Origin of the sequence: Pantoea hericii (assembly GCF_014155795.1) — a bacterium.
Taxonomy (GTDB): domain Bacteria; phylum Pseudomonadota; class Gammaproteobacteria; order Enterobacterales; family Enterobacteriaceae; genus Pantoea; species Pantoea eucalypti.
Genome location: NZ_SCKV01000002.1, coordinates 151,417 through 176,718 on the forward strand (window position 1 = coordinate 151,417; position 25,302 = coordinate 176,718).

The 25,302-nt window shown below is 53.4% G+C and carries 20 protein-coding genes, 3 tRNA genes and 1 other RNA gene; 12 read left to right on the plus strand and 12 right to left on the minus strand.

Going from position 1 to position 25,302, the window contains the following annotated elements; all coding sequences use genetic code 11:
- The first annotated feature begins 248 nt into the window (after positions 1-248).
- On the plus strand, positions 249-2,633 hold the full coding sequence (gene ppsA, locus H7K52_RS04320; protein ID WP_182629755.1) for a phosphoenolpyruvate synthase: 2,385 nt from the start codon (positions 249-251) through the stop codon (positions 2,631-2,633).
- A gap of 68 nt (positions 2,634-2,701) precedes the next feature.
- On the opposite strand, the gene rprA is transcribed toward ppsA, so the two are convergent.
- Both rprA and ydiK read right to left on the minus strand, forming a co-directional pair.
- An RNA gene (rprA, locus tag H7K52_RS04325) (antisense sRNA RprA) lies at positions 2,702-2,809 on the minus strand.
- Between the two features lie 292 nt (positions 2,810-3,101).
- The gene (gene ydiK, locus H7K52_RS04330) at positions 3,102-4,220 is read right to left on the minus strand and encodes an AI-2E family transporter YdiK (RefSeq protein WP_003853236.1); all 1,119 of its coding nucleotides are present in this window, start codon (positions 4,218-4,220) and stop codon (positions 3,102-3,104) included.
- 205 nt (positions 4,221-4,425) lie between these two features.
- Between ydiK and ydiJ the strand changes: the two genes are divergently transcribed.
- Positions 4,426-7,479: a D-2-hydroxyglutarate dehydrogenase YdiJ gene (gene ydiJ / locus H7K52_RS04335; protein WP_182629756.1), complete on the plus strand. Its 3,054-nt coding sequence runs from the start codon at positions 4,426-4,428 to the stop codon at positions 7,477-7,479.
- Positions 7,480-7,512: 33 nt separating this feature from the next.
- On the opposite strand, the gene H7K52_RS04340 is transcribed toward ydiJ, so the two are convergent.
- Positions 7,513-7,917, minus strand: a complete 405-nt coding sequence (locus tag H7K52_RS04340) for a hypothetical protein (RefSeq protein ID WP_033743294.1) — start codon at positions 7,915-7,917, stop codon at positions 7,513-7,515.
- A gap of 388 nt (positions 7,918-8,305) precedes the next feature.
- On the opposite strand from H7K52_RS04340, the gene sufA reads away from it, so the two are divergent.
- From sufA to H7K52_RS04375, 7 genes are read left to right on the plus strand one after another with little or no spacing between them, the layout of a single operon-like run.
- On the plus strand, positions 8,306-8,680 hold the full coding sequence (gene sufA / locus H7K52_RS04345) for a Fe-S cluster assembly scaffold SufA (protein ID WP_003853229.1): 375 nt from the start codon (positions 8,306-8,308) through the stop codon (positions 8,678-8,680).
- Positions 8,681-8,687: 7 nt separating this feature from the next.
- Positions 8,688-10,181: a Fe-S cluster assembly protein SufB gene (sufB, locus tag H7K52_RS04350; protein ID WP_003853227.1), complete on the plus strand. Its 1,494-nt coding sequence runs from the start codon at positions 8,688-8,690 to the stop codon at positions 10,179-10,181.
- 42 nt (positions 10,182-10,223) lie between these two features.
- The gene (gene sufC, locus H7K52_RS04355) at positions 10,224-10,970 is read left to right on the plus strand and encodes a Fe-S cluster assembly ATPase SufC (RefSeq protein WP_003853225.1); all 747 of its coding nucleotides are present in this window, start codon (positions 10,224-10,226) and stop codon (positions 10,968-10,970) included.
- A complete protein-coding gene (sufD, locus tag H7K52_RS04360) occupies positions 10,945-12,225 on the plus strand; it encodes a Fe-S cluster assembly protein SufD (protein ID WP_182629757.1) in 1,281 nt (426 codons plus the stop codon). Before sufC ends, sufD begins: the two co-directional genes overlap by 26 nt.
- Positions 12,225-13,448, plus strand: coding sequence for a cysteine desulfurase SufS (gene sufS, locus H7K52_RS04365; protein ID WP_182629872.1), 1,224 nt, complete (start codon positions 12,225-12,227; stop codon positions 13,446-13,448). The genes sufD and sufS overlap by 1 nt, the downstream gene beginning before the upstream one ends.
- Before the next feature lie 21 nt (positions 13,449-13,469).
- Positions 13,470-13,886, plus strand: a complete 417-nt coding sequence (gene sufE, locus H7K52_RS04370) for a cysteine desulfuration protein SufE (protein ID WP_003853221.1) — start codon at positions 13,470-13,472, stop codon at positions 13,884-13,886.
- A gap of 55 nt (positions 13,887-13,941) precedes the next feature.
- On the plus strand, positions 13,942-14,967 hold the full coding sequence (locus tag H7K52_RS04375; RefSeq protein WP_039660350.1) for a L,D-transpeptidase family protein: 1,026 nt from the start codon (positions 13,942-13,944) through the stop codon (positions 14,965-14,967).
- A 79-nt stretch (positions 14,968-15,046) separates the two neighbouring features.
- On the opposite strand, the gene H7K52_RS04380 is transcribed toward H7K52_RS04375, so the two are convergent.
- The 6 genes from H7K52_RS04380 to H7K52_RS04405 form a co-directional block, all read right to left on the minus strand.
- Entirely contained in the window at positions 15,047-15,283 is a 237-nt protein-coding gene (locus H7K52_RS04380) for a major outer membrane lipoprotein (protein ID WP_003853216.1), read from the minus strand.
- A gap of 303 nt (positions 15,284-15,586) precedes the next feature.
- Entirely contained in the window at positions 15,587-16,999 is a 1,413-nt protein-coding gene (gene pykF / locus H7K52_RS04385) for a pyruvate kinase PykF (protein ID WP_003853214.1), read from the minus strand.
- Between the two features lie 345 nt (positions 17,000-17,344).
- Positions 17,345-17,421: transfer RNA gene (locus tag H7K52_RS04390), tRNA-Val, on the minus strand.
- Positions 17,422-17,432: 11 nt separating this feature from the next.
- A tRNA-Val gene (locus tag H7K52_RS04395) sits at positions 17,433-17,509 on the minus strand.
- A 3-nt stretch (positions 17,510-17,512) separates the two neighbouring features.
- Positions 17,513-17,589 (minus strand) — tRNA-Val (locus tag H7K52_RS04400).
- 152 nt (positions 17,590-17,741) lie between these two features.
- Positions 17,742-19,115 (minus strand): MATE family efflux transporter, encoded by a 1,374-nt coding sequence (locus H7K52_RS04405; RefSeq protein ID WP_003850300.1) that lies wholly within the window; start codon positions 19,113-19,115, stop codon positions 17,742-17,744.
- Between the two features lie 203 nt (positions 19,116-19,318).
- Here H7K52_RS04405 and H7K52_RS04410 point away from each other — a divergent pair, with 203 nt between their 5' ends.
- The gene (locus H7K52_RS04410; protein WP_105099225.1) at positions 19,319-19,978 is read left to right on the plus strand and encodes a riboflavin synthase subunit alpha; all 660 of its coding nucleotides are present in this window, start codon (positions 19,319-19,321) and stop codon (positions 19,976-19,978) included.
- A gap of 220 nt (positions 19,979-20,198) precedes the next feature.
- Here the strand turns inward: H7K52_RS04410 and cfa are convergent, their stop codons facing one another.
- Together cfa and punC are read right to left on the minus strand one after the other, a co-directional pair.
- Positions 20,199-21,347, minus strand: coding sequence for a cyclopropane fatty acyl phospholipid synthase (cfa, locus tag H7K52_RS04415; protein ID WP_003850297.1), 1,149 nt, complete (start codon positions 21,345-21,347; stop codon positions 20,199-20,201).
- Positions 21,348-21,656: 309 nt separating this feature from the next.
- Positions 21,657-22,859, minus strand: a complete 1,203-nt coding sequence (punC, locus tag H7K52_RS04420; protein WP_039660344.1) for a purine nucleoside transporter PunC — start codon at positions 22,857-22,859, stop codon at positions 21,657-21,659.
- 107 nt (positions 22,860-22,966) lie between these two features.
- On the opposite strand from punC, the gene punR reads away from it, so the two are divergent.
- Positions 22,967-23,872: a DNA-binding transcriptional activator PunR gene (punR, locus tag H7K52_RS04425; RefSeq protein WP_003850292.1), complete on the plus strand. Its 906-nt coding sequence runs from the start codon at positions 22,967-22,969 to the stop codon at positions 23,870-23,872.
- On the opposite strand, the gene purR is transcribed toward punR, so the two are convergent.
- On the minus strand, positions 23,869-24,894 hold the full coding sequence (gene purR / locus H7K52_RS04430) for an HTH-type transcriptional repressor PurR (protein WP_003850290.1): 1,026 nt from the start codon (positions 24,892-24,894) through the stop codon (positions 23,869-23,871). The two genes, punR and purR, sit on opposite strands and share 4 nt — an antisense overlap.
- Before the next feature lie 281 nt (positions 24,895-25,175).
- Between purR and cydH the strand changes: the two genes are divergently transcribed.
- Complete coding sequence (gene cydH, locus H7K52_RS04435) at positions 25,176-25,265, plus strand: cytochrome bd-I oxidase subunit CydH (RefSeq protein WP_010245592.1); 90 nt, start codon at positions 25,176-25,178, stop codon at positions 25,263-25,265.
- Positions 25,266-25,302 lie beyond the last annotated feature (37 nt).

Consider the following 25,302-nt stretch of genomic DNA (forward strand, 5'->3'; position numbering starts at 1 on the left):
CGCAACTGTTGCGCAACAAAACAGAGGGATTAAATGGCTGAAAATCTGTCATTTCCTGCTGCATCAATCATTTAGCGAAAAATAGCGTCATTGCGCAACAGCAAAAAATTTCGCTCACAATTCCGAAACTGTTGCTGAAATTCTGCTTTAACGATTCAACACATCGTTATTGAGGGGGGTGATATGCCAGGCTGAAAAGAGATAACTCCCTGTGTCCATTCATTGTTAATTGATAAAGGATAAGCGCAATGTCCATTAATGGCGAACAGCCACTCGTGCTCTGGTATAACCAGCTTGGTATGCATGATGTTGATCGGGTAGGCGGTAAGAATGCCTCTCTGGGTGAAATGATTACTAATCTCTCTTCGCTGGGTGTTTCTGTACCCAATGGATTCGCGACGACATCCTATGCCTTTAACCTGTTTCTTGATCAAAGCGGGCTCAATCAGCGAATTTACGCGCTGCTGGACGAGACCGATATTGATGATGTGAATGCGCTGGCATCAGCGGGTAAGCAGATTCGTCAGTGGGTGGTGGAGACCCCTTTTCTGCCGGAACTGGAGTCCGTCATTCTGGATGCCTATCAGCAACTTTCTGCCGATGATGAGGCCGCGTCGTTTGCTGTCCGCTCCTCGGCCACCGCGGAAGATATGCCCGATGCCTCCTTTGCTGGTCAGCAGGAAACCTTCCTGAATGTGCAGGGTATCGACGCCGTGATGGTGGCGGTGAAGCATGTCTTTGCTTCGCTGTTTAATGACCGCGCTATCTCTTACCGCGTGCACCAGGGCTATGATCACCGTGGCGTGGCGCTCTCTGCGGGTATTCAGCGTATGGTGCGCTCTGACCTGGCCTCTTCAGGTGTGATGTTCACCATTGATACGGAGTCTGGCTTTGATCAGGTGGTCTTTATTACTGCTGCGCTGGGACTGGGTGAAATGGTGGTGCAGGGTGCCGTTAACCCGGACGAATTCTACGTCCACAAGCCCACGCTGGCAGCGGATCGTCCCGCTATCGTGCGCCGCAATATGGGGTCGAAAAAGGTTCGCATGGTCTATGCCGATTCTCAGGCGCATGGCGAGCAGGTTCAGATCGAAGATGTGCCTGAAGCCGAACGCGATCGTTTTTGCTTAAGTGATGAGGAAGTGCAGGCCCTGGCTAAACAGGCTGTCTTAATTGAACAGCATTATCAGCGTCCGATGGATATTGAGTGGGCCAAAGATGGGCACACCGGTAAGTTGTTCATCGTTCAGGCGCGTCCTGAAACTGTGCGCTCAAATGGTCAGGTCATGGAACGTTATACGCTGCAGGGTCAGGGCAGCGTGGTGGTGGAAGGCCGTGCTATCGGTCATCGTATTGGCGCAGGCGTGGTGAAGGTCATCCACGATATCAGCGAAATGCACCGCATTGAAAAAGGTGATGTGCTGGTGACGGATATGACCGATCCGGACTGGGAACCGATCATGAAAAAGGCGTCAGCGATTGTCACTAACCGTGGCGGACGAACCTGTCATGCGGCAATCATCGCGCGTGAACTGGGTATCCCTGCTGTCGTTGGCTGTGGCGATGCAACCGATCGTTTGAAGGAGGGTCATCAGGTCACGGTTTCCTGTGCTGAGGGCGACACCGGCTACGTCTACGATCAGCTGCTTGATTTTGATGTCACCAGTTCTCAGGTCGATTCGCTGCCTGAACTGCCGCTGAAAATTATGATGAATGTGGGCAACCCCGATCGTGCCTTTGATTTCGCCTGTCTGCCTAACGAAGGTGTCGGTCTGGCGCGTCTGGAATTTATCATTAACCGTATGATTGGCGTCCACCCTAAAGCGCTACTGGAATTCGATCAACAGACACCGGAACTGCAGCAGCAGATCCGTAAAATGATGAAAGGATTTGATAATCCGGTCGAGTTTTACATTGGCCGCCTGACTGAAGGAATTGCCACACTTGGCGCGGCATTTGCACCGAAACGTGTAATTGTCCGACTTTCCGACTTCAAAACGAACGAATATGCCAATCTCGTGGGCGGTGAGCGCTACGAGCCTGAAGAAGAAAACCCGATGCTGGGATTCCGTGGGGCCGGCCGCTACGTAGCGGACAGCTTCCGGGATTGTTTCGCGCTTGAGTGTGAAGCGGTGAAGCGTGTTCGCAATGAGATGGGCCTTACGAACGTTGAGATCATGGTTCCGTTTGTCCGTACCGTGGATCAGGCGCAGGCGGTGGTGGAAGAGCTGGCACGTCAGGGACTGAAGCGCGGCGAAAACGGACTGAAAATCATTATGATGTGCGAGATTCCGTCCAATGCGCTACTGGCGGATCAGTTCCTGCAGCACTTTGATGGCTTCTCAATTGGATCTAACGACATGACCCAGCTGACGCTGGGGCTGGACCGCGACTCCGGCGTTGTCTCTGCACTGTTTGACGAGCGTAATGAAGCCGTGAAAGCGCTGCTTTCCATGGCGATCAAAGCGGCCAAAAAACAGGGTAAATATGTCGGAATCTGTGGGCAGGGACCGTCCGACCATCAGGATTTTGCCGCATGGCTGATGGAAGAGGGCATCGACAGCCTGTCGCTGAACCCGGATACCGTAGTGGAAACCTGGGTGAGTCTGGCGCAGTTAAATAAAACCGCCTGATCCCCGGTTGTAGCAAGCATAAAGGCCCGCATTGCGGGCCTTTTCTATTTATAGCTGGCTTATTTCAGGCAAAAAAAAGCCCATCACAGGGGATGGGCAAAGACTACACACAGCAATTCTTTACTCTACTCAGGGGAATAAGTTTGTCTGAAAATCATCAGGTTGATTTCGAACATAGGAAACATGTTATTCATACGGCTGGCTGTCGTCTTTAAGAATCCTCTTATTAGTTTAAAGCCGATAATCTTTTGTCATCTTTACCTGGTCATTTGGCTTAAGAAACAGTGCAGAAAGTAATCTTTTTTAGCCCTGAATGGTCGTTTTTAGGTCAAAGATGGCTTTTTTATTAAAAATCGCTAATGAAAAACAGAATTTATCTGAATGATGAAGAGAGGTGCGGTTAATCATCATTAACCGCACTAATCAATGTACATCAGGGGGATTGGCGCAAAGTGCCATTGCACCGCATTATACAGCTGGTGGGGTACCCTCGTGATCGGCCAGTGCATCAGCCGAGGCCATCGGGTCTTTATCCGGGGCGGGCGCTTCATGTACCCAGACCGAAACCAGACGGTAGGAAACCGCCAGAACCACCGGGCCGATAAACAGACCAATCATGCCGAACGCGAACAGGCCACCAATCACGCCTGAGAGGATCAGAATCATCGGCAGGTCTGCACCCATACGGATTAACATCGGGCGCAGAACGTTATCCATCGTGCCGACCACACAGCTCCAGACCAGCAGCACGGTGCCCCAGGTGGTATCGCCGCTCCAGTAGAGATAGATGATGGCAGGAACCAGCACCAGCAGTGGACCGAGCTGTACCAGGCAGCAGAGGATCATCAGTACCGTTAACAGCGTGGCATAAGGAATACCGGAAATCGCCAGACCGATGCCGCCCAGCACACCCTGCACCAGCGCCGTCACCACCACACCCAGCGCTACGGCACGAATGGACTGTGCCGCCAGCAGCACCGCAGCATCACCGCGTCGTCCCGCCATACGAAACGCGAAGTGACGGATGCCCTGGGCAGCCTGTTCGCCACGCCAGTAAAGCAGCACGCTGAACAGTAACATCACGCCCAGATGGATCATAAAGCGCCCGAAATGACCGGCCTGAGCCACAAAAAAGCCTGTGGTGCGGCCGATGTAAGGCTGTATTTTCGCCATCACGCCGGCACCGCCACTCGCCACCAGCGTGTCATAACTGACATACAGCTTTTTACCCACCATCGGGATTTCCCTGAGCCACGTCAGTTTCGGCATCGTGTGGCCCTGGGTCACCCAGGCAATCACAGGCGCACTGTTATCGATCAGGCTGCTGACCAGCAGGGCAATAGGAATAATAAACAGCAAGAGCAGCAGCAGTGTCATGACGATCACCGCGAGTGAACGGCGTCCCCATAACAGTCGCTGGAATTTCAGCATCAATGGCCAGGTGGCAATCACTACCATGCTGGCCCAGGCAAAGCCCAGAATAAACGGCTGCACCACCCATAAACAGGCGACGATCAGCAGCAGAATGAACATCAGGGTGAAGAGTATTTGCGGTAAATCCATATCCCGGTACTGGCTTTTCATCATTGACTCATAACCTCGTCTTAATCCTTCATTTTCGGGCATTCGGATGCCCGTTTTTATCATGATCTATTTGCCAGGGATTAAACAGCGTCGTGGTGAAAGGTTTTTGCCTTTTCTGAAAAAAGGGCAGACGCAGGAAAAATATGATAAAACGAGAAATCGCTAACGTATAAACGCAAACGTTTACAACACCTTCGGTCAGACAATCATGATCCCACAGATTTCGCAGGCGCCGGGCCTCGTTCAACTGGTGCTGACGTTCCTTGAGTCACTGAAAGAGCAGGGTTTTACCGGTGACATGGCAACCAGCTATGCCGATCGTCTTTCACTCTCTACCGATAACAGCATCTATCAGTTGCTGCCCGACGCGGCGCTCTTTCCACGTTCAACCGCCGATGTTGCACTGCTCGCCCGCGTGGCCGGCGAAGCGCGCTTTGCCAGTCTGGTCTTTACCCCACGTGGCGGCGGCACTGGCACCAACGGGCAGTCGCTGAATCAGGGGATCGTGGTGGATATGTCGCGCTACATGAACCGCATCCTGGAGATTAATACGGATGAGGGCTGGGTTCGGGTTGAAGCCGGGGTGATTAAAGATCAGCTGAATGCCTGGCTGAAACCATTTGGCTTTTTCTTCTCGCCAGAATTATCGACCAGTAACCGTGCGACACTGGGCGGAATGATCAATACCGATGCGTCTGGTCAGGGCTCGCTGGTTTACGGCAAAACGTCGGATCACGTTCTGGGCTTGCGGGCTGTGTTGCTGGGCGGCGATATGCTTGATACGCGGCCCATGGCGACGGCGCTGGCAGAAACACTGGCACAGACGGCCACCCCGGAAGGGCGGATCTATCAGCAGGTGCTGACGCGTTGCCGCGAGCATCGTGCGCTGATTCTGGAAAAGTTTCCAAAGCTGAATCGGTTCCTGACCGGCTATGATCTGCGCCACGTTTTCAGTGACGATATGCAGACCTTTGACCTGACACGCCTGTTGTGCGGCGCTGAAGGAACGCTGGCCTTTATCACCGAAGCGCGACTCGATATCACCCCGCTGCCAAAAGTGCGGCGGCTGGTGAACATTAAATATGACTCTTTTGACTCGGCCCTGCGCAACGCGCCATTGATGGTGGAAGCGCAGGCGCTCTCAGTCGAGACTGTTGACTCTAAAGTACTGAATCTGGCACGTGAAGATATCGTCTGGCACTCGGTGAGTGAATTAATTACTGACGTACCCGACAAAGCGATGCTGGGTCTCAATATTGTTGAATTCGCCGGTGACAACGCAGCGCTGATCGATCAGCAGATTGAACAACTTTGCGACCGCCTTGACGCGCTGATGGCGCAGCAGCAGGGAGGCGTCATTGGCTATCAGTTGTGTAACGATCTGGATGGCATTGAGCGCATTTATAACATGCGTAAAAAAGCGGTGGGTCTGCTGGGGAATGCCAAAGGCCGCGCTAAGCCGATTCCGTTTGTGGAAGACACTGCCGTTCCGCCGGAAAAACTGGCGGACTATATTGTCGAATTTCGCGCCCTGCTGGATAGCCACGGTTTGAGTTACGGCATGTTTGGTCACGTCGATGCAGGCGTCCTGCACGTGCGTCCGGCGCTGGATATGTGCGATCCGCAGCAGGAGATGATGATGAAGCAGATCTCCGACGATGTGGTGGCGCTGACTGCGCGCTACGGCGGCCTGCTGTGGGGCGAACATGGCAAAGGTTTCCGCGTCCAGTATAGTCCGGCATTCTTTGGCGAAACATTGTTTAACGAACTGCGCCGCATCAAAGCCGCCTTTGACCCGTTAAACCGTCTTAACCCAGGTAAAATCTGCACGCCCTTTAACCGCAACGACGAGATGATGCAGGTGGATGCAGTGAAGCGCGGCACCTTTGATCGGCAGATTCCGGTCACGGTGCGGGATGAATGGCGTGGGGCGATGGAGTGTAACGGCAACGGGTTGTGTTTTAACTTTGATGCCCGCAGCCCGATGTGTCCTTCCATGAAGATTACCCGCAACCGCATTCACTCTCCTAAGGGACGGGCGACGCTGACGCGGGAATGGCTGCGGCTGCTGGCTGAACAGGGTGTCGATCCCCTTGTACTGGAAAAGCAGCTGCCGGAAAACACGCTGTCGCTGCGCGGCTTGATTACCCGCACACGCAACAGCTGGCACGCCAGCAAAGGGGAGTATGACTTCTCTCACGAGGTAAAGGAGGCGATGTCGGGCTGTCTGGCCTGTAAGGCCTGCTCGACCCAGTGTCCGATCAAAATTGACGTACCCGCGTTCCGTTCGCGCTTCCTCCAGCTTTACCACACCCGCTATCTGCGGCCGGTCAGCGATCATCTGGTGGCGGCGGTTGAAAGCTATGCACCACTGATGGCGAAAGCGCCGAAGGTGTTCAATTTCTTCCTGCGTCAGCCCTGGGTGAAAGAGTTAAGTAAAACGCATATCGGCATGGTCGATCTGCCTCTGCTCTCGGCGCCAAATCTGAAACAGCAGCTCAGCGGTCATCCCGCCATGAACATGACGCTGGAACAGCTGGAAGCGTTGCCAGCTGCCGATCGCGCAAACTGTGTGCTGGTGGTGCAGGATCCGTTTACCAGCTTTTATGAAGCCCAGTTAGTAAATGATTTTGTCAGGCTGATTGAGAAGCTGGGCTACCGTCCGGTACTGCTGCCATTCTCGCCTAACGGCAAAGCGCAGCATGTGAAAGGTTTCCTGCAGCGTTTTGCACGCACGGCAGCTCGCACCGCCGATTTTCTTAATCGGGTAGCAAAACTGGAACTGCCTATGGTGGGTGTGGATCCCGCTACCGTGCTCTGCTATCGCGATGAGTATCGTCAGACGCTGGGTGAGTCGCGCGGCGACTTCAGCGTATTGCTGGTACATGAGTGGTTAGCGCGTGCGCTGGCAGAACGTGACGTGCAGGCAACAGGCGGGGAATCCTGGTATCTCTTCGCGCACTGCACTGAGGTGACCGCGCAGCCTTCCACACCGAATGAGTGGCAGGGTATCTTTGCCCGGTTTGGTGCAAAGCTGGAAAACATCAATGTCGGCTGCTGCGGCATGGCGGGCACCTACGGACACGAAAGTAAAAACCTCGAAAATTCGCTGGGAATCTATGCACTCTCCTGGCATCCACAGCTTCAGCGACTGCCTCGTCAGCGCTGCCTGGCCACGGGTTATTCATGCCGTAGTCAGGTCAAGCGTGTAGAAGGCAATGGCATGCGCCATCCGCTTCAGGCATTGTTAGAGATAATGTAAAAAAATTGTGCGCGACGTCACGCCGTGGCTGGATTAGAATATCCAGCCTGCGTGACGCATAAAGTCACTTTGCAGCACGGTGGCTTTGTTCCATTCTCCGACCATGGCCAGTTGATGGCAGAGTCGGGTCAGGGACAATCGCGCCAGTTGATAAGCCTGAAGGCGAAACAGGCGATCGCGATCGTTGTTTCCCATCTCCTGCAGCAGTCGGTGATGCAGTTTACCCATGGCGTGCAGGTAACTCTGATCGTCACCGTTCATCTGGCAGATTTCTGCCATATCCTGACAGGCATCATTGAACTGACGTAGCTGATGGATCGTGCAGTCGGCCCGGTCAAGTTTTGCCTGTGCCATATAAAAGTCGACGGTGATATCCCGCATCGAAAACTGGTATTCGTCGATTTTATGCTGCAGCCAGGCTGAGACAGAAAGGGTCATCGCGTCGCCCTGAATGTTAATGATAATAATTATCGTATTCATTCCGGCCGTGATTGCAACGGGTGGGCAGAAAAATTTATCGATTTATCCTGCCTGTCGGTATAATCGGAAATAACAATCTGTTTACATCAAAGAAAGGTGTAACCTATCAATAAGCACTTTGATCAAAAATGGTTTTTTTAAAAAGAGTGATTTATTAATAGGTTATCACCCGCTTATTGACGCTGATTCTCTTACCGCAGGGTGAGCGGGAGCAGCTATGCTTAATAAATAAGCAGATAAAACAGCACTAGATGATTATCCCTGCAAAACAAGAGGTTGAAGTGATTGTACAGATCACTACCATAGGGGGATAGCCTGAAAAGGTCCGGACTCAAGAGGTATCAACATGGCATCCGTTAATACAGACTCTTTCTCACCCGACGATTTTGTCTGGAAAGGGTTGACGCTGACTGAAACCGCAGCACAACAAATTCTCAATCTGGCGGCTCAGGATCCTGAAGTCAAGGGTCTGCGGCTTGGCGTGAAACAATCCGGTTGCGCCGGGTTTGGCTACGTCATGGATCTGGTTAAAGAGCCTGTCGAAGACGATTTGCAGTTCTCATTCCACGGCGCAACGCTGTTTGTGCCGCTTCAGGCGATGCCATTCGTTGATGGCACCGAGCTGGATTACGTTCGCGAAGGCCTGAATCAGATTTTTAAATTCAATAACCCTAAAGCTCAGCACGCCTGCGGGTGCGGTGAAAGCTTTGGCGTCGAGTAAGTGAAATATGTCACGACACAGCGAAACATCTGACGATGTACAAATCTGGGAAGGCAAGCTCAACTATAAAGAGGGCTTCTTTACCCAACTGCAGACCGAAGAATTTGCCAACGGCATCAATGAAGATGTGGTGAGGGCGATCTCGGCCAAGCGTAACGAGCCAGAGTGGATGCTGGAGTTTCGTCTTAAGGCTTTTCGTGCCTGGCTTGAAATGGAAGAGCCACACTGGCTGAAAGCCCACTACGAAAAACTCGACTACCAGGATTACAGCTACTACTCCGCGCCCTCCTGCGGCAACTGCGACGACAGCTGTGCTTCCGAGCCGGGTGCCATGCAGGCTTCAGGCAGCGCGCCAGCCAGCGACTATCTGACGCAGGAAGTGGAAAATGCGTTTAATCAGCTGGGTGTACCGGTACGTGAAGGCCGTGAAGTGGCGGTTGACGCCATTTTCGACTCCGTGTCGGTCGCGACCACCTATCGTGGCAAGCTGGCGGAGCAGGGGATTATCTTCTGTTCATTCGGCGAAGCCATTCAGGAACATCCTGAGCTGGTGAAGCAGTACCTCGGCACGGTGGTTCCGGCGAATGATAACTTCTTTGCTGCGCTGAACTCAGCGGTCGCCTCAGACGGCACCTTCGTCTACATCCCGAAAGGGGTGCGTTGCCCGATGGAGCTGTCGACCTATTTCCGTATTAACGCGGCGAAAACCGGTCAGTTCGAGCGCACCATCCTCATTGCCGATGAAGACAGCTACGTCAGCTACATTGAAGGCTGTTCCGCGCCAGTACGTGATACTTACCAGCTGCACGCGGCCGTGGTGGAAGTGATTATCCATAAAAATGCTGAAGTGAAATATTCGACCGTTCAGAACTGGTTCCCTGGCGGCGAAGGTGAGGGCGGTATCCTTAACTTCGTGACCAAGCGTGCGCTGTGTGAAGGTGACCACAGCAAAATGTCCTGGACGCAGTCTGAAACCGGTTCTGCTATCACCTGGAAGTATCCGAGCTGCATTCTGCGCGGGGACTACTCGGTAGGCGAATTCTATTCAGTGGCATTGACCAGCGGTCGTCAGCAGGCCGACACCGGCACCAAGATGATCCACATTGGTAAAAACACCAAATCGACCATTATCTCTAAGGGGATCTCGGCCGGTAAAAGTCAGAACACCTATCGCGGGCTGGTGAAGATCATGCCAACCGCCACCAATGCCCGTAACTTTACGCAGTGTGACTCGATGCTGATCGGTCCGGATTGCGGTGCGCATACTTTCCCGTATGTCGAAACCCGCAACAATACCGCCCAGCTGGAGCATGAAGCTACTACCTCACGTATCGGCGAAGATCAGATGTTCTACTGTCTGCAACGCGGTATCAGTGAAGAAGATGCGATCTCGATGATCGTGAACGGCTTCTGTAAAGACGTATTCTCGGAGTTGCCACTGGAATTTGCCGTGGAAGCCCAGAAATTGTTAGCCATCAGCCTTGAGCACAGTGTGGGCTGATGCCGTCACACGCCTTGCCGGAAGCAATGTGAAGGAATAAGAATGTTAAGCATTAAAGATTTGCAGGTCAGTGTTGAAGATAAAGCCATTCTGCGTGGCCTGAATCTCGAAATTAAACCAGGCGAAGTGCATGCCATCATGGGCCCGAACGGCTCAGGTAAAAGTACGCTGTCGGCTACGCTGGCAGGCCGCGAAGATTATGAAGTCACGGGCGGTTCGGTGACCTTCAAAGGCAAAGATTTGCTGGAACTGGCGCCTGAAGAGCGTGCCGGTGAAGGTATCTTTATGGCCTTCCAGTATCCGGTCGAAATTCCAGGCGTCAGCAACCAGTTTTTCCTGCAAACCTCGGTGAACGCGGTGCGCAAATATCGTCAGCAGGAAGAGCTGGATCGCTTCGATTTCCAGGACTTCATTGAAGAGAAAATTCAGCTGCTGAAGATGCCGGAAGATCTGCTGACCCGTTCAGTTAACGTCGGCTTCTCCGGTGGTGAGAAGAAGCGTAACGATATTCTGCAGATGGCTGCGCTGGAACCTGAGCTCTGCATCCTGGATGAGACCGACTCCGGTCTGGATATTGATGCCCTGAAAATTGTTGCGAATGGCGTGAACAGCCTGCGCGACGAGAAGCGCGCCTTTATCATCGTGACGCACTACCAGCGTATTCTGGACTACATCAAGCCAGACTTCGTTCATGTGCTGTATCAAGGCAAAATCGTGAAATCTGGCGACTTCTCGCTGGTGAAACAGCTGGAGGAGCAAGGTTATGGCTGGCTTACCGACGAAGAGTGATTCTGCGCTGCAACAGTGGCATCACCTGTTTGAATCACGCGGCGACGTGCGTTCTCTGCAGGCTCAGCAGCACTGGCAGCAACTGATGCGCGTTGGCCTGCCAACCCGCAAGCATGAAAACTGGAAGTACACGCCGCTGGATACGCTGCTGTCTCAGCAGTTTGTGCTGCCCGATGCGCCTCAGACCCTGAGCGCTGAACAGGTTGATGCGCTGGCACTGCCGCTGGATGCGATCCGTCTGGTGTATGTTGACGGTCAGTTTCAGCCTGAATTCAGCAGCCGTGATGTCGAACTGTTTGAGGTTCAGCACTGCGTGGCCTCAGAGCGTCGTCCGCTGCCCGCTGCGGTTCAGCCGGAAATTTTCCTGCATCTGACAGAAAGTCTGGCGGAAGAGGTCACGACCCTGCGTCTGGCACGCGGTAAATCCGCTGCGCGTCCGATCTACCTGCTGCATATCACCAGCGGCCAGCAGACGGGCATGAATACGGTTCACTATCGTCATCACCTGCAGCTTGAAGAGAGTGCAGAAGCGGAAGTCATTGAGCACTACGTTTCCCTGGATGAGCGCGCCCATTTCACTGGCACGCGCTTTACCTTTGCGGTCGGCGACAATGCAAAGCTGACCCACACTAAGCTGGCCTTTGAAAGCAGTGCCAGCTACCACTTCGCGCACAACGATCTGGTGATTGGTAACGATGGCCAGGTCAGCAGCACCAGCTTCCTGCTGGGTGCCGGCCTGTCGCGTCACAACACCAGTACGCAGCTGAACGGCGAAAATACCACGCTGGCGATTAACAGCCTGGTGCTGCCGGTGAAACAGGAAGTGGCGGACACCCGCACCTACCTGGAGCACAATAAAGGCCACTGTATGAGCCGCCAGATGCATAAAACCATCGTGCGTGATAAAGGCCGCGCGGTGTTTAATGGTCACATCAAAGTGGCTCAGCATGCGCTGAAAACTGACGGGCAGATGACCAACAACAACCTGTTGCTGGGCAAACTCTCTGAAGTCGATACCAAACCGCAGCTGGAAATTTATGCGGATGACGTGAAATGCAGTCACGGTGCCACCATTGGTCGCATCGATGATGAGCAGATGTTCTACCTGCGTTCGCGCGGTATTGAACAGGATGCGGCGCAGACCATGATCATTCATGCATTTGCCGCAGAACTGACAGAAACGCTGGAAAACAGTGTGATGCGTCAGGCCGTGCTGCAGCGTATTGCTGAACGCTTTCCCGGAGGCGACGTATGATGAACTTCGATCTCGAACGCATCAGGGCTGATTTTCCTATCCTGAAGCGTGAGGTCAACGGTCATCCGCTGGCCTATCTTGACAGTGCAGCCAGCGCACAGCGTCCACTCTCGGTGATTAACGCCGAGAGTCATTTCTACCAGCATGGCTGTGCGGCCGTGCATCGCGGCATTCATACGCTGAGCCAGCAGGCAACCAGCGACATGGAGAATGTGCGCGAACAGGCTGCCCGTTTCATCAATGCGCAGTCGCAGGAAGAGATCGTCTTTGTCAAAGGCACCACCGAAGGTATCAATCTGGTGGCGAACACCTGGGGTAGCAGTAACCTCCAGGCGGGCGACAACCTGATCATCACCGAGATGGAGCATCACGCCAATATCGTTCCCTGGCAAATGCTGGCACAGCGTACGGGTGCAGAAGTGCGCGTGCTGCCATTAAATGACAATGGTGAGCTGGCGCTGGAGCATCTGGCGAGTCTGATTGACAGCCGCACCCGGTTACTGGCCGTCACGCACGTTTCAAACGTACTCGGCACCGTTAACCCGGTTAAAGCGATTGTTGCCCAGGCCAAAGCCGCTGGCGTCGTCACACTGGTGGATGGCGCACAGGCGGTGATGCATGACAAGGTCGACATGCAGGATATCGGCTGCGACTTCTATGTCTTCTCCAGCCATAAACTCTATGGCCCGAACGGCGTGGGTATTCTTTACGGCCGCAAAGCGCTGCTGGATGAGATGCCACCGTGGGAAGGCGGCGGTTCGATGATTGGTCAGGTCATGCTGCCCACCGGCACCACCTGGAACAGTGCGCCGTGGCGTTTTGAAGCGGGTACGCCGAATACCGGCGGTATCATCGGCTTTGGTGCGGCACTGGACTATGTACAGGCGCTGGGGCTGGACACCATTCATCAGCGTGAAACTGCACTGATGAACTACGCGCTCGATAAGCTGGGCACCGTACCCGATATTCAGATTTACGGCCCGCAGTCACGTGCCGGTGTGATTGCCTTTAATCTGGGCAAACATCACGCCTACGACGTCGGCAGCTTCCTGGATCAATATGGTATTGCGATTCGCACCGGACATCACTGTGCGATGCCGCTGATGCAGCACTACAATGTTCCGGCGATGTGCCGTGCCTCCTTCACCTTCTATAACAGTGAAGAGGAAGTGGATCGTCTGGCTGCCGGTCTGACGCGCATTCATCGTCTGCTGGGCGGCTGAACAGTTTTAACGGAGTGAGTGATGGCGACTTTGCCTGAAAAAGAGAAACTGGTTCGCAACTTTAATCGTTGCGCCAACTGGGAAGAGAAGTACCTCTACATTATCGAACTGGGTTCAAAGCTTCCGGAATCTTCTGAAACCTTACACCAGCCGGAAAACGTGATTTCGGGTTGTCAGAGTCAGGTGTGGATCAGAATGACCCCGCAGGAAGATGGTTCGATTGCGTTTGAAGGCGACAGCGATGCCGCTATCGTTAAAGGACTGATTGCTATCGTATTTAGTCTTTATCAGAACCTTCAGCCCGCCGACATTCTGGCGCTGGATGTGCGCCACTGGTTTGGCGAACTGGCCCTGATGCAGCACCTGACGCCCACCCGGTCGCAGGGGCTGGAGGCGATGATTCGGTCTATTCGCCATACCGCTCAGAACCTCAGCTAAGTTACACTCCACAGACGCCATCCGGCGTCTGTTTTTTATCTGACGAGAAAATTGCATGAAACCTGCTTTACGTTTAGCCGGTGCATTGCTGCTGACCTGTTTTGGGCTCTCTGCACCCGCGTTCGCCACCGAATATCCGCTGCCACCGCCTGACAGTCGCCTGATTGGCGAGAACGTCCTGACACAGGTTCCCGATGATAAACAACCCCTGGAATCGATCGCGTCCCGTTACCAGGTCGGCCTGCTGGGTCTGCTGGAGGCAAATCCCGGAACCGATCCCTGGCTGCCCAAAGCGGGCACCCAGCTGACGGTGCCGCTGCAGATGATCCTGCCCGATACGCCGCGCGAAGGGATTGTGGTGAATCTCGCCGAGCTTCGCCTCTACTACTATCCCAAAGGGGAAGATAAAGTCATCGTCTATCCCATCGGCATTGGCCAGCTGGGCGCAGCAACACCCGTCATGGTGACGCAAATCAGCCAGAAAATCCCGAATCCTACCTGGACGCCCACTCCGAACATCCGCAAGCGTTACGCCAAAGAGGGCATTACGCTACCCGGCGTGGTCCCGGCCGGACCGGATAACCCGATGGGACAGTTTGCCATGCGTCTGGCGCGCGGCACTGGCCAGTACCTGATCCACGGCACCAATGCGAAGTTTGGCATCGGCATGCGCGTCAGTTCAGGCTGCATCCGCCTGCGCTCAGAGGATATTGAAGCGCTGTTTAACGCGGCGCCAAAAGGCACGCGTGTTCAGATCATCAATCAGCCGGTGAAGTACGCCGTGGAGCCGGATGGGAAACGCTACGTGGAAGTACACCAGCCGCTATCCCATAGCGACAAAGACGATCCCCAGACCATGCCGATTGCGATCACCGGTGACCTGAAGAAGTTTATGAAAAGTGAGAAGAGTGATAGCGCGCTGATTAAAGCCAGCTTAACGCGCCGCTCAGGCATGCCTGTGCTGGTGAGCAGTGGAGAGCCGGTACAGAGTGACACCGTGCTGCCTGCGGGGCTGGAGAGTGCCTCTGCGAGCGCGGAGAATCCGGTTTCACAGACTGAAGGTAAAGCGGTTCAACCCTGAAGCAACACGTACCCGAAAGGGTGCTGAATTCAGGCAAAAAAAATGGCGCCATAAAGGCGCCATTTTTAAACCAGAACTCTTACTTACGGTAAGAGTGAGCCTGGTTGTCCAGACGCTGGTTAGCGCGAGCTGCGTCATCTTTAGCAGCCTGAACGTCTGAACGCACTGCGTTCACGTCGTTGCTCAGCTGGTCAACTTTAGCGTTCAGAGTCTGAACGTCTGAAGACAGCTGGTCGATTTTAGCGTTGCTTGAGCAACCAGCCAGCATAGTTGAAGCCAGAACTACCGCGCCCAGTACCAGTTTAGTACGATTCATTATTTATACCCTCTAGATTGAGTTAATCTCCATGTAGCGTTACAAGTATTACACAAAGCTTTTTAAGTTGAGAATAAATTTTTGATGAGAAGATGCTTAAATTTGATCGTTCGCTCAAAGAAGCAGCGGATCACAGAATATGATAAAAAAATTAAGGGAAAACAGAGAGATTTAATCGGATTAACCTTAATATTAAGAGTATTTGAATAGTTATTTTCGATTGGAATTTTCTGGTATTTGGTTTAGGTAGAAATAAAAAAAGCGCCTGACTCAGGCGCTTCAAAATAATGGCTTAAGAAAGTTTTACAGGACGTGAACGGAAGCGGTGTTGGTAGTTCCGCTTGGTACTAATGCACCAGACACCAGAACCACGACATCACCTTTCTGGCCAAAGCCACTTTCCAGCGCCGCTTCTTTACCCAGACGATAGAAATCGTCGGTTGATGCGATCTCAGTCACCAGACGCGTCTCAATGCCTTTACTCAGGATCAGCTGACGTGCAGTGGTCGGATTGGTAGTCAGCGCCAGGATAGTTGCGTTCGGGAAATATTTACGTACAGATTTCGCCGACTTACCGCCTTCGGTAGCCACCACAATCAGAGGCGCTTCCAGCTTCTCAGCGGTCTCAACAGCACCACGGCAGACGGCTTCTGTGATACGCATTTTGCGGTTATCACTCTGGCTGTCGATGCGTGACTTCATCACACGGTCGGTACGTTCGCAGATGGTCGCCATAATGGTGACTGACTCCAGCGGATAACGGCCTTTGGCGCTCTCACCTGACAGCATGACAGCATCAGTCCCATCAAGGATGGCGTTGGCGACGTCACCGGCTTCTGCGCGGGTAGGGCGCGGGTTCTTGATCATGGAATCAAGCATCTGGGTGGCTGTGATAACCACTTTGCGTGCTTTATTACATTTTTTGATCATCATCTTCTGCGCGAAGATCACTTCTTCAACCGGGATCTCAACGCCCAGGTCGCCACGTGCAACCATGATGCCGTCTGACGCTTCGAGGATTTCGTCGAAGTTATTCAGGCCTTCCTGGTTTTCAATTTTGGAGATGATCTGGATGTGTTCGCCACCGTTCTGTTTCAGGTGCTCACGAATTTCCAGCACGTCTGAACGTTTACGGATGAAAGAGGCAGCGACAAAGTCAACGCCCTGCTCACAACCAAAAATCAGATCGCGCTTATCTTTTTCAGCCAGAGCGGGCAGCTGGATAGAAACACCTGGCAGGTTAACGCCTTTGTTCTCACCCAGATCGCCATTGTTCAGGACTTTACACACCACGGTATTTTCAGTGACTTCTGTCACTTCCATGCCGATCAGGCCATCATCGACCAGCACTGTGTTGCCGATTTTCAGGTCAGCCGTGAAGCCTGGATAGGTAACTGCAACGCGTTCGCTGTTACCGATCACGCTCTGATCAGTCGTAAAGGTAAATGTCTGGCCGGCTTTCAACGCTGCATCGTTACCGCCTTCCAGCTTCATGGTGCGGATTTCAGGGCCTTTGGTATCCAGCAGGATCGCGGCCTGACGACCGGTTTTTTGCATAACGGCACGCATATTGGTGATGCGCTGACCATGTTCGGCATAGTCGCCGTGAGAGAAGTTAAGACGCATGACATTCATGCCAGCTTCGAGGAGCTGAGTCAGCATCTCTTCGGATTCGGTTTTCGGGCCGATTGTACAAACGATTTTAGTCTTTTTCATGACGGATTTTCTGTAAGTTGTGATGGATGAATAAGGGCGGAATTCGATGGCAGCGCATCGAAGTGAAATTTCTGATTGAGACTGAAAAGGGCAGTACTGAGTAAGAATAGGTGACGAAGGCCAGGCGTGCAGGGAAGTTGTGCGGTTACGGTTGGTAACCACCACGCTGTTGTTGCGCAAATCATTTGAGTTATCGCAGTAAGCACGTGATCGCTGAAACCTTTCAAGTAAGCAACGCGGGACAGTATAGACGCTAAGTATGCGAAAACCAATCAAAAAGCAGAGGGGAGAAACGATGCAGATCAATAAAAGGAGGCGTTGCGCAAACTGAAGGAATTCTGAAAGTGGTGCGCTCTAATGGACTCGAACCATCGACCCCCACCATGTCAAGGTGGTGCTCTAACCAACTGAGCTAAGAGCGCATACTAAATATTGGTGCGTCCGAGTGGACTCGAACCACCGACCCCCACCATGTCAAGGTGGTGCTCTAACCAACTGAGCTACGGACGCACTTGGTGCGCTCTAATGGACTCGAACCATCGACCCCCACCATGTCAAGGTGGTGCTCTAACCAACTGAGCTAAGAGCGCAACATGCTGTCAGGGCGACAGCGGGGACGAATATTAACGGCAGTGTGTAAGCCTGGCAAGGGGAAAATAGTTTTTTCGCCATGACTGAGCAGCAACTGTGCTAACCGTCGTTTTTTTCGACATTGCGGGCCACGAATGACCCGCGTTTAAAGCTATCGCGCTGCACGTGTCAGGATGATGTCCGCCGGTAACTGCTGTAACCGCCTGATACGCCAGAGCATCATCAAAGCCGCTGAGGTCAGACCGATAATAAAACCGCACCAGAAACCCGCCGGACCCATCCGCGGCACAATCCAGTCGGTCAGTGCCAGCAGGTAGCCCGCGGGCAGTCCCAGCAGCCAGTAAGCAATAAAGGTAATAAAGAAAATCGACCGCGTATCTTTATAGCCGCGCAGGATCCCGCTGCCAATCACCTGTATCGAGTCCGAAAACTGATAAATGGCCGCCAGCAGCATCAGCTGTGCCGCCAGTGTCACCACCTCGGGATTATCGTTATAGAGCAGGGCGATCTGATGACGAAACGTGACGGTAAAAATCGCGGTCAGCGCGGCCATGCTGATGCCCACACCCTGGGCGGTCCAGGCCGCGACCCGTGCCTGCTCGGTGGATCCCTGACCCAGACGATAACCGACGCGAATGGTGGTCGCGACACCCAGCGACAGCGGCAACACAAACATCAGTGAACTGAAGTTCAGCGCAATCTGGTGACCCGCCACATTGACGATACCCAGTGGCGAGACCAGCAGAGCAACAACGGCAAACAAGGTGACCTCAAAAAAGAGTGCCAATGCCACCGGCAATCCCAGCGTCATCAGGCGGCTCAGAATCGGACGCGAAGGAGGCGACCAGCGGCTCTCAAGCCGGATATCACGCATGCTGCCCATCCGGCGCACCCAGAAGCGCATACAGATAAACATCACCCAGTAAACAGAGGCGGTCGCTACACCACAGCCGACACCACCCAGGGCAGGCATGCCGAAGTGCCCATAAATAAAGACATAGTTGAGCGGGATGTTGAACATCAAGCCCAGAAAGCCCAGCACCATGCCGGGTTTGGTTTTCGACAGCCCCTCGCACTGATTGCGCAGCACCTGAAAGAAGAGATAGCCAGGCGCGCCAAACAGCAGGGCATGCAGATAGCCTTCTGCTTTCAGCGCCAGCGCAGGATCGATGTCATGCATCGCCCGGATGAGATAGCCTGCATGCCATAACAGCACCATAATCAGCAGCGAGACGAAGAAAGCGAGCCAGTATCCCTGGCGAATCTGTTCGCCGATGCGTTCGCGGCGACCTGAACCGTTGAGTTGCGCAACGGTGGGCGTCAATGCAAGCAGAAGACCATGACCAAACAGGATGGCCGGAAGCCAGACAGAGGTGCCGACAGCAACGGCGGCCATATCCGTGGCGCTGACTGCACCGGCCATAATGGTATCCACAAATCCCATTGCGGTTTGCGCCACCTGAGCAAGGATGACTGGAATCGCAAGGGCCAGCAATTGACGCGCTTCTGTTAAATACTTCTGCACGTTAACACCTGACTTGTTGAAAGAATTAAAAGGGCAGAAAAGCCCAGGAAATTGCGCGGGCTAGTGTAACTGGCGCAATAGCATTCGCCAATCTTTGTCACACAATGCGTTTTACGCCGTCATTAAAAAGAGGGCGTCGGCTGAAATCTAACACCTGACCTGAGCTGTGATAAACTAGCGCAAACTTCGCAGAGGCAAAGACTATGTTTACCGGTATTGTGCAGGGCACCGCAGAAATCGTGTCCATTGAAGAGAAAGAACTGTTTCGTACCCACACTGTCCGACTGCCGGAAGCGCTTTTACCGGGTCTGGCGCTGGGCGCATCTGTCGCGCACAACGGTTGCTGTTTAACCGTGACGGCAATTGACGGCGACTGCGTCAGTTTTGATTTAATTAAAGAGACCTTGCGGGTAACTAACCTGGGTGATTTACGTCAGGGTGATGTGGTCAATATTGAGCGTGCAGCCCGATTCAGCGATGAAATAGGCGGTCATCTGATGTCAGGTCATATTATGACCACCGCTGAGATCTGCAAGATTATCCAGTCAGAACATAACCGCGAAATCTGGTTTAAAATCCAGGACCCGACGCAGATGAAATATATTCTGCATAAAGGTTTTGTCGGCATCGACGGTATCAGCCTGACAGTCGGCGATGTGACGAAGACCAAATTCTGCGTCTATCTGATCCCGGAAACGCTGGAGCGCACCACGCTGGGCGCGAAGACGTTTGGCGATCGGGTTAATATTGAGATCGATCCACACACGCAGGCAATCGTAGAGACCGTTGAGCGGGTATTAGCACAGCGCGATGCCGCGGCAGCGATGAGCATGCTGACCGGCCAGACTGACGCCGAGAGCTAATAAGCGTCAAAGATTGCTGGGGAGCCCATCCGGGTGAATCTGGCAGCGATATAATAGCCTGAAGCACAGGGAACACAGTCAGAAGAGGAAAGCGTCCCCCGCCACGGATAACGGGTTTGTCTCTTTCAAATCTTTCTGTGTTCCTGTGCTGTTACACGCTCAAAACTGAACAGGCCCCTTTTTAAAGCCTTTAGCGCGGCAGCATCTTCTTAACATGACCCTACCGCGCCACCCGTAATCCGCCCTCAACACCGCGACTGAACACAATCTGCCACAGCTGAATATCACGCGCCCGGAAGGCACCGGCACAGGCATTGAGATAATAAGAGAACATCCGCTTAAAGCGTTCACCATATTTATCAGCCAGTTCTGGCCAGGCCTGCACAAAGCGTTCATGCCAGGCCATCAATGTTTTGTCGTAATCAGCACCAAAGTTATGCCAGTCTTCCAGAATAAAGTGGGGCTCGCTGGCATCCGCTACATGACGCACTGACGGCAGACAACCATTGGGGAAGATATATTTATCGATCCAGGGATCGACGCTCATATCGGTCTTAATTGCACCAATAGTGTGAAGCAGGAAAATACCGTCAGGTTTTAAATTACGATCGACCACATCAAAATAGGTGGCGTAATTTTTTGGCCCGACATGTTCGAACATTCCCACTGAAACAATACGATCAAACTGCTCATTCAGATCGCGATAATCCTGCAACAGAATTGTGACGTCTAATCCGTTACAGCGCTGCTGCGCCAGTTTTTGCTGTTCGGCGGAAATCGTCACGCCATGCACTTTGACGCCGTAATGACGTGCAGCAAATTCCGCGAGTCCGCCCCAGCCACAGCCAATATCCAGCAGCGACATCCCGGGTTCCAGCGCTAATTTCCGGCAGATCATATCCAGCTTGGCTTCCTGTGCTGTCGCCAGCGTCGTGGCCTCTTTCCAGTAGCCACAGGAATATTGCATATAAGGATCAAGCATCAGTGAAAAAAGATCGTTGCCGAGATCGTAATGTTCTTTACCGACAATCCAGGCCCGTTTTTTTGATTGCAGATTCGTTAAGCGAGCGGCGGCAATGCGCAACGTATCTTTAAAGTGGTGAGGCAATTGCTGATCGAGTTTATGTTTAAGTACGTGGTGAAAGAACATATCCAGCCGGTCACACTCCCACCATCCATCCATATAGCTCTCACCGAGCCCAAGTGAACCCTCCTGCAGAACACGTTTAAAAAAACCTGGATGCGTAACATGAATATCCCATGGACGTGAACCATTGATTTCGACATCCGCTGATTCCAGCAGTTCATGAACGATGCGATACCAATGGTTCTCTTCCGGGCTCACTACTTCAGCATAAGATGAACTCATAGCTTTTCCACCACCTGTCCAATCTGAACCTGAACAAAGAGTAGCCAATTTCGTCAGGCATTGAGAAACGTTACGGATGACTCCGCACACCGGTTATTGTGTGATACAGAGGACTGGAATAGCCTGCAGCTGGACGGGCAAGATGAGAATAACGCGCGCGAATACCGTCCCGGCAACAGGGTGCCAATCAGATTATTACGTTATTATATTGTTGATTTATTACAGATTTGTTGACCCGAATGAGTATATTCTCACGCGGGTCAATATTCAATGACTTATTGTTAGGATGCTAACTAAGAAGTCAGTGTGTCAGTGATTATCCTGGCAGGCAGGTTGCGCTGAGGCAACAACACTTTGTGCGCTGGCGGCACGCTGCATGGCGAAGCCGAACAGCGCGAGCACAATGGTCGCCGTCATCGTGAGTGTGGTGGTAAACAGCGCCTGAGTTAATCCGGCTGATACTGCCAGGCTTGCGGCGAAGCACAGACCTAACTGCAGTGTGTTCTGCAATGCGGCCGCTTTGCCGGTAGCATTCGGGAAGGGCATTAATGCACTGGAGACCACAATCGGATAGATCGCGCCGTTCGCCAGCGCCATGCCGCAGAATGGAACCATCAGGCTAACCAGCGTGCTGTTGCCGGCAAGCGCAACAGCAAACAGCGCCAGAATGCTCAGGCTGTAGATACCCAGTAACCAGGGCAGCAACTGTGAACCGTTAAAGCGGTTGAGCAGGGCGCGACAGCCGAAGCCACCTATCAAAAAGGCGAGGGTCTGTGGCACATAACTCAGGCCGATGTCGGCAGGCGAGAGACCTAAATCTGCCAGAATAAACGGCGAACCCGTCAGCCAGGCAAAGAAGCTGGCAGAACAGGCTGAGTAGATCAGCACGTTGCCGCTATAAACCCGCGATTTGAGCAGGGTAAAGAAACCTGGCTGTGCCTTTTTTTCACCTGCGACTTTGCGAACAGTGGGCAGACGCAACGTGGTCAGAATCAGCGCTACCGCAATCAGGGTCAGCACCAGGAAGATTGAACGCCAGTGGAAATGACCAATCAGCCAGGCGCCCAGCAACGGGGCCAGTGCCGGAGAGAGTGCAACCAGCGGCATAATGGTGGCAAAGACTTTGTTTGCACGTGCGGCAGGGTAGCGATCCACGACCAGTGCCTGCCAGCTAACAGCAGCAGCACAGACGCCAATCGCCTGAACAAAACGCAGCGCCAGCATCAGATAGATATCATTGACCCACAGCATGCCTGCACAACCGACCCCAAACATGGCCAGCCCGGTCAGCAGCACAGGTTTACGGCCGATGCGATCGGAGAGGGGTCCCCAGAAGAGCTGACCCACAGCGAAGCCTCCCAGAAAGAGACTCATACTGGCGCTGATCAGGCCGGGTGAGGTGTTAAACGTTTGCTGCATCGCGCCGAAGGCGGGCAGGTACATATCGGTGGCTAAAAAGCCGAGCATGCTCAGCAGGGCAAGGTAAGGCATAAATCCTTTATTCGACAACATCTCATTCTCATTTTTGCAGGATAAACGCGGCAGAGTGTAAAAGGTGCGTTTGCTGCTGTGAAACGGTAATATTTGCCGCTTGCTGTTAAAAATTTTGAAGGCAGATTATGTGGTCAGAATATGCATTAGAAGTGGTTGACGCAGTCGCCCGTGGCGGCAGCTTTAGCGCTGCTGCGCAGGAGTTACATCGGGTGCCCTCTGCCATCAGTTACACGGTGCGGCAGCTGGAGAGCTGGCTGGCGGTGCCGCTGTTTGAGCGTCAGCACCGTGAAGTGGTACTGACTCCGGCAGGCGAGCATTTTGTCCGTGAAGGGCGCAGCGTCATCAAAAAAATGCTAGCCACACGACGACAGTGTCAGCAGCTGGCCAACGGCTGGCGCGGTCAGCTCAGCATCGCGGTTGACCGTATCGCTAAACCTCAGCGCACCCGGCAACTGGTTAAAGATTTCTATCGCCATTTCCCCGACATGGAGCTGATCATCAGTTATGAAGTTTTTAACGGCGTCTGGGATGCGCTGGCCGATGGCCGGGTAGAAGTGGCCATTGGGGCCACCCAGGCGATTCCGGTGGGCGGACGTTTTGCGTTTCGCGATATGGGCACACTCAACTGGCGCTGCGTGGTCGCGCCCGATCATCCCCTGACGCAGGCGAGCCAGATCGATGACGACACGCTGCGTAGCTGGCCGTCACTGGTGCTGGAAGATACTTCACGCGCACTGCCGCGCCGAATGACATGGACGCTGGATAACCAGCGCAGGCTGGTGGTGCCGGAATGGCAAACCGGGCTGGAGTGCGTGCAGGCGGGATTGTGTGTGGCGATGGTGCCCGGTCATCTTGCCAGGCCACTGCTCGACAGCGGCGATCTGGTTGAACTGACTCTGCCGGTGGCGTTTCCGGACAGTCCCTGCTGTGTCAGCTGGGCTGAGGATCGTGCATCACCGGCGACTGGCTGGTTGCTCAGCTACCTGGGTGATGCGCAAACGCTTAATCAGGAGTGGTTAAGCGAGGATTAACGGCGATAGTCGCGGAATGGACCGTCGGCCACCGAGCGGCGCTCAATCAGCGTAGGGTGTACTTCAATCGTCTGTGACACTTCACGCTTACTGGTGATGCGGTCCAGCAGCATATCCAGCGCTTTTTCACCTAACTGAGCTTTAGGCTGATGCACGGTGGTCAGGGCCGGTGCGAAATAGCGGGCGTTGCGCACATTATCATAACCGATCACCGAAATATCCTGCGGTACGCGCAAACCCATTTCGTCGGCGGCGCAAATTGCACCCATTGCCATGATATCACCACCGCAGAACACCGCCGTCGGGCGCTGTTTCTGTGACAGGATCTGCTGCATCGCCTGATAGCCCGACTCCGGCTCAAAGTCACCCTGGACAATCCACTCGGCGCGCGGCTGAATGCTGGCTTCTTCCAGCGCCTTCAGGAAACCGGCATGACGTCCGCCACCGGTATTACGCTCCATCTGACCGGGGATAGCACCAATGTCGCGGTGACCGCGTTCAATCAGATAGCGTCCTGCCAGATAGCCGCCCTGGAACGCGTTATCCAGAACCGTGTCGGTGAAGTCGGCGCGCGATTCGCCCCAGTCCATTACCACCATCGGGATGTTACGGTTCTCTTCCAGCATCTGCAGCAGGTCGTCTGGATATTCTGAGCACATCACCAGCAGACCATCGACACGCTTCTGCGCCATCATGCTGAGATAGGCGCGCTGTTTTTGCAGATCGTTATGCGAATTCCCCAGAATCAGCGTATAGCCTTTGTCAAAACAGTGATTCTCAATCGCTTCAATAATCTCTGCGAAATAGGGGGCTTCGCTGGAGGTCGCCAGCAGGCCCAGCGTTCTGGTGTGATTCACTTTCAGGCTGCGCGCCACGGCGCTTGGCGAATAGTGCAGTTCTTTTATCGCCTGCCAGACCGCGTTGCGCGTCTCTTCTGCGACAAAGCGGGTTTTATTGATGACGTGCGAAACCGTCGTCGTTGAGACGCCAGCGCGTTTCGCCACATCTTTAATTGTTGCCATGAAAATCGGACTCCAGTGCTTATCTAACTCTATGATAAGCGTAGTGTTAAACGTTTGCGTCTGCTCAGGGTTTTTTCCGCAAAAATGCCGCGTTTTTGGCCGGTTTACAGGCCGCTGGCGAAAATAAAACGCCTGAAAACCGGCGCAAACGGAATCAGGATTGCGCGCGTTGCGCAACAAAGGCGGGATTCTAACAAGGCTGAACGGATAAAACGAGATTTTTACCGGGCCCTGTGGGAAAATGCGATATCCCCACAAATTGTGTGACTAAGGAGCAAACAATGAGTACCGATCTTAAACTGGCTTTAATGACGACTGCGGGCTGTCTGCTGATGATTGTAGCCTTTAGTTTTACCGCCATTCTGCACTAAAAAAAAGCCGGGAATCTCCCGGCTTTTTACGACTGTT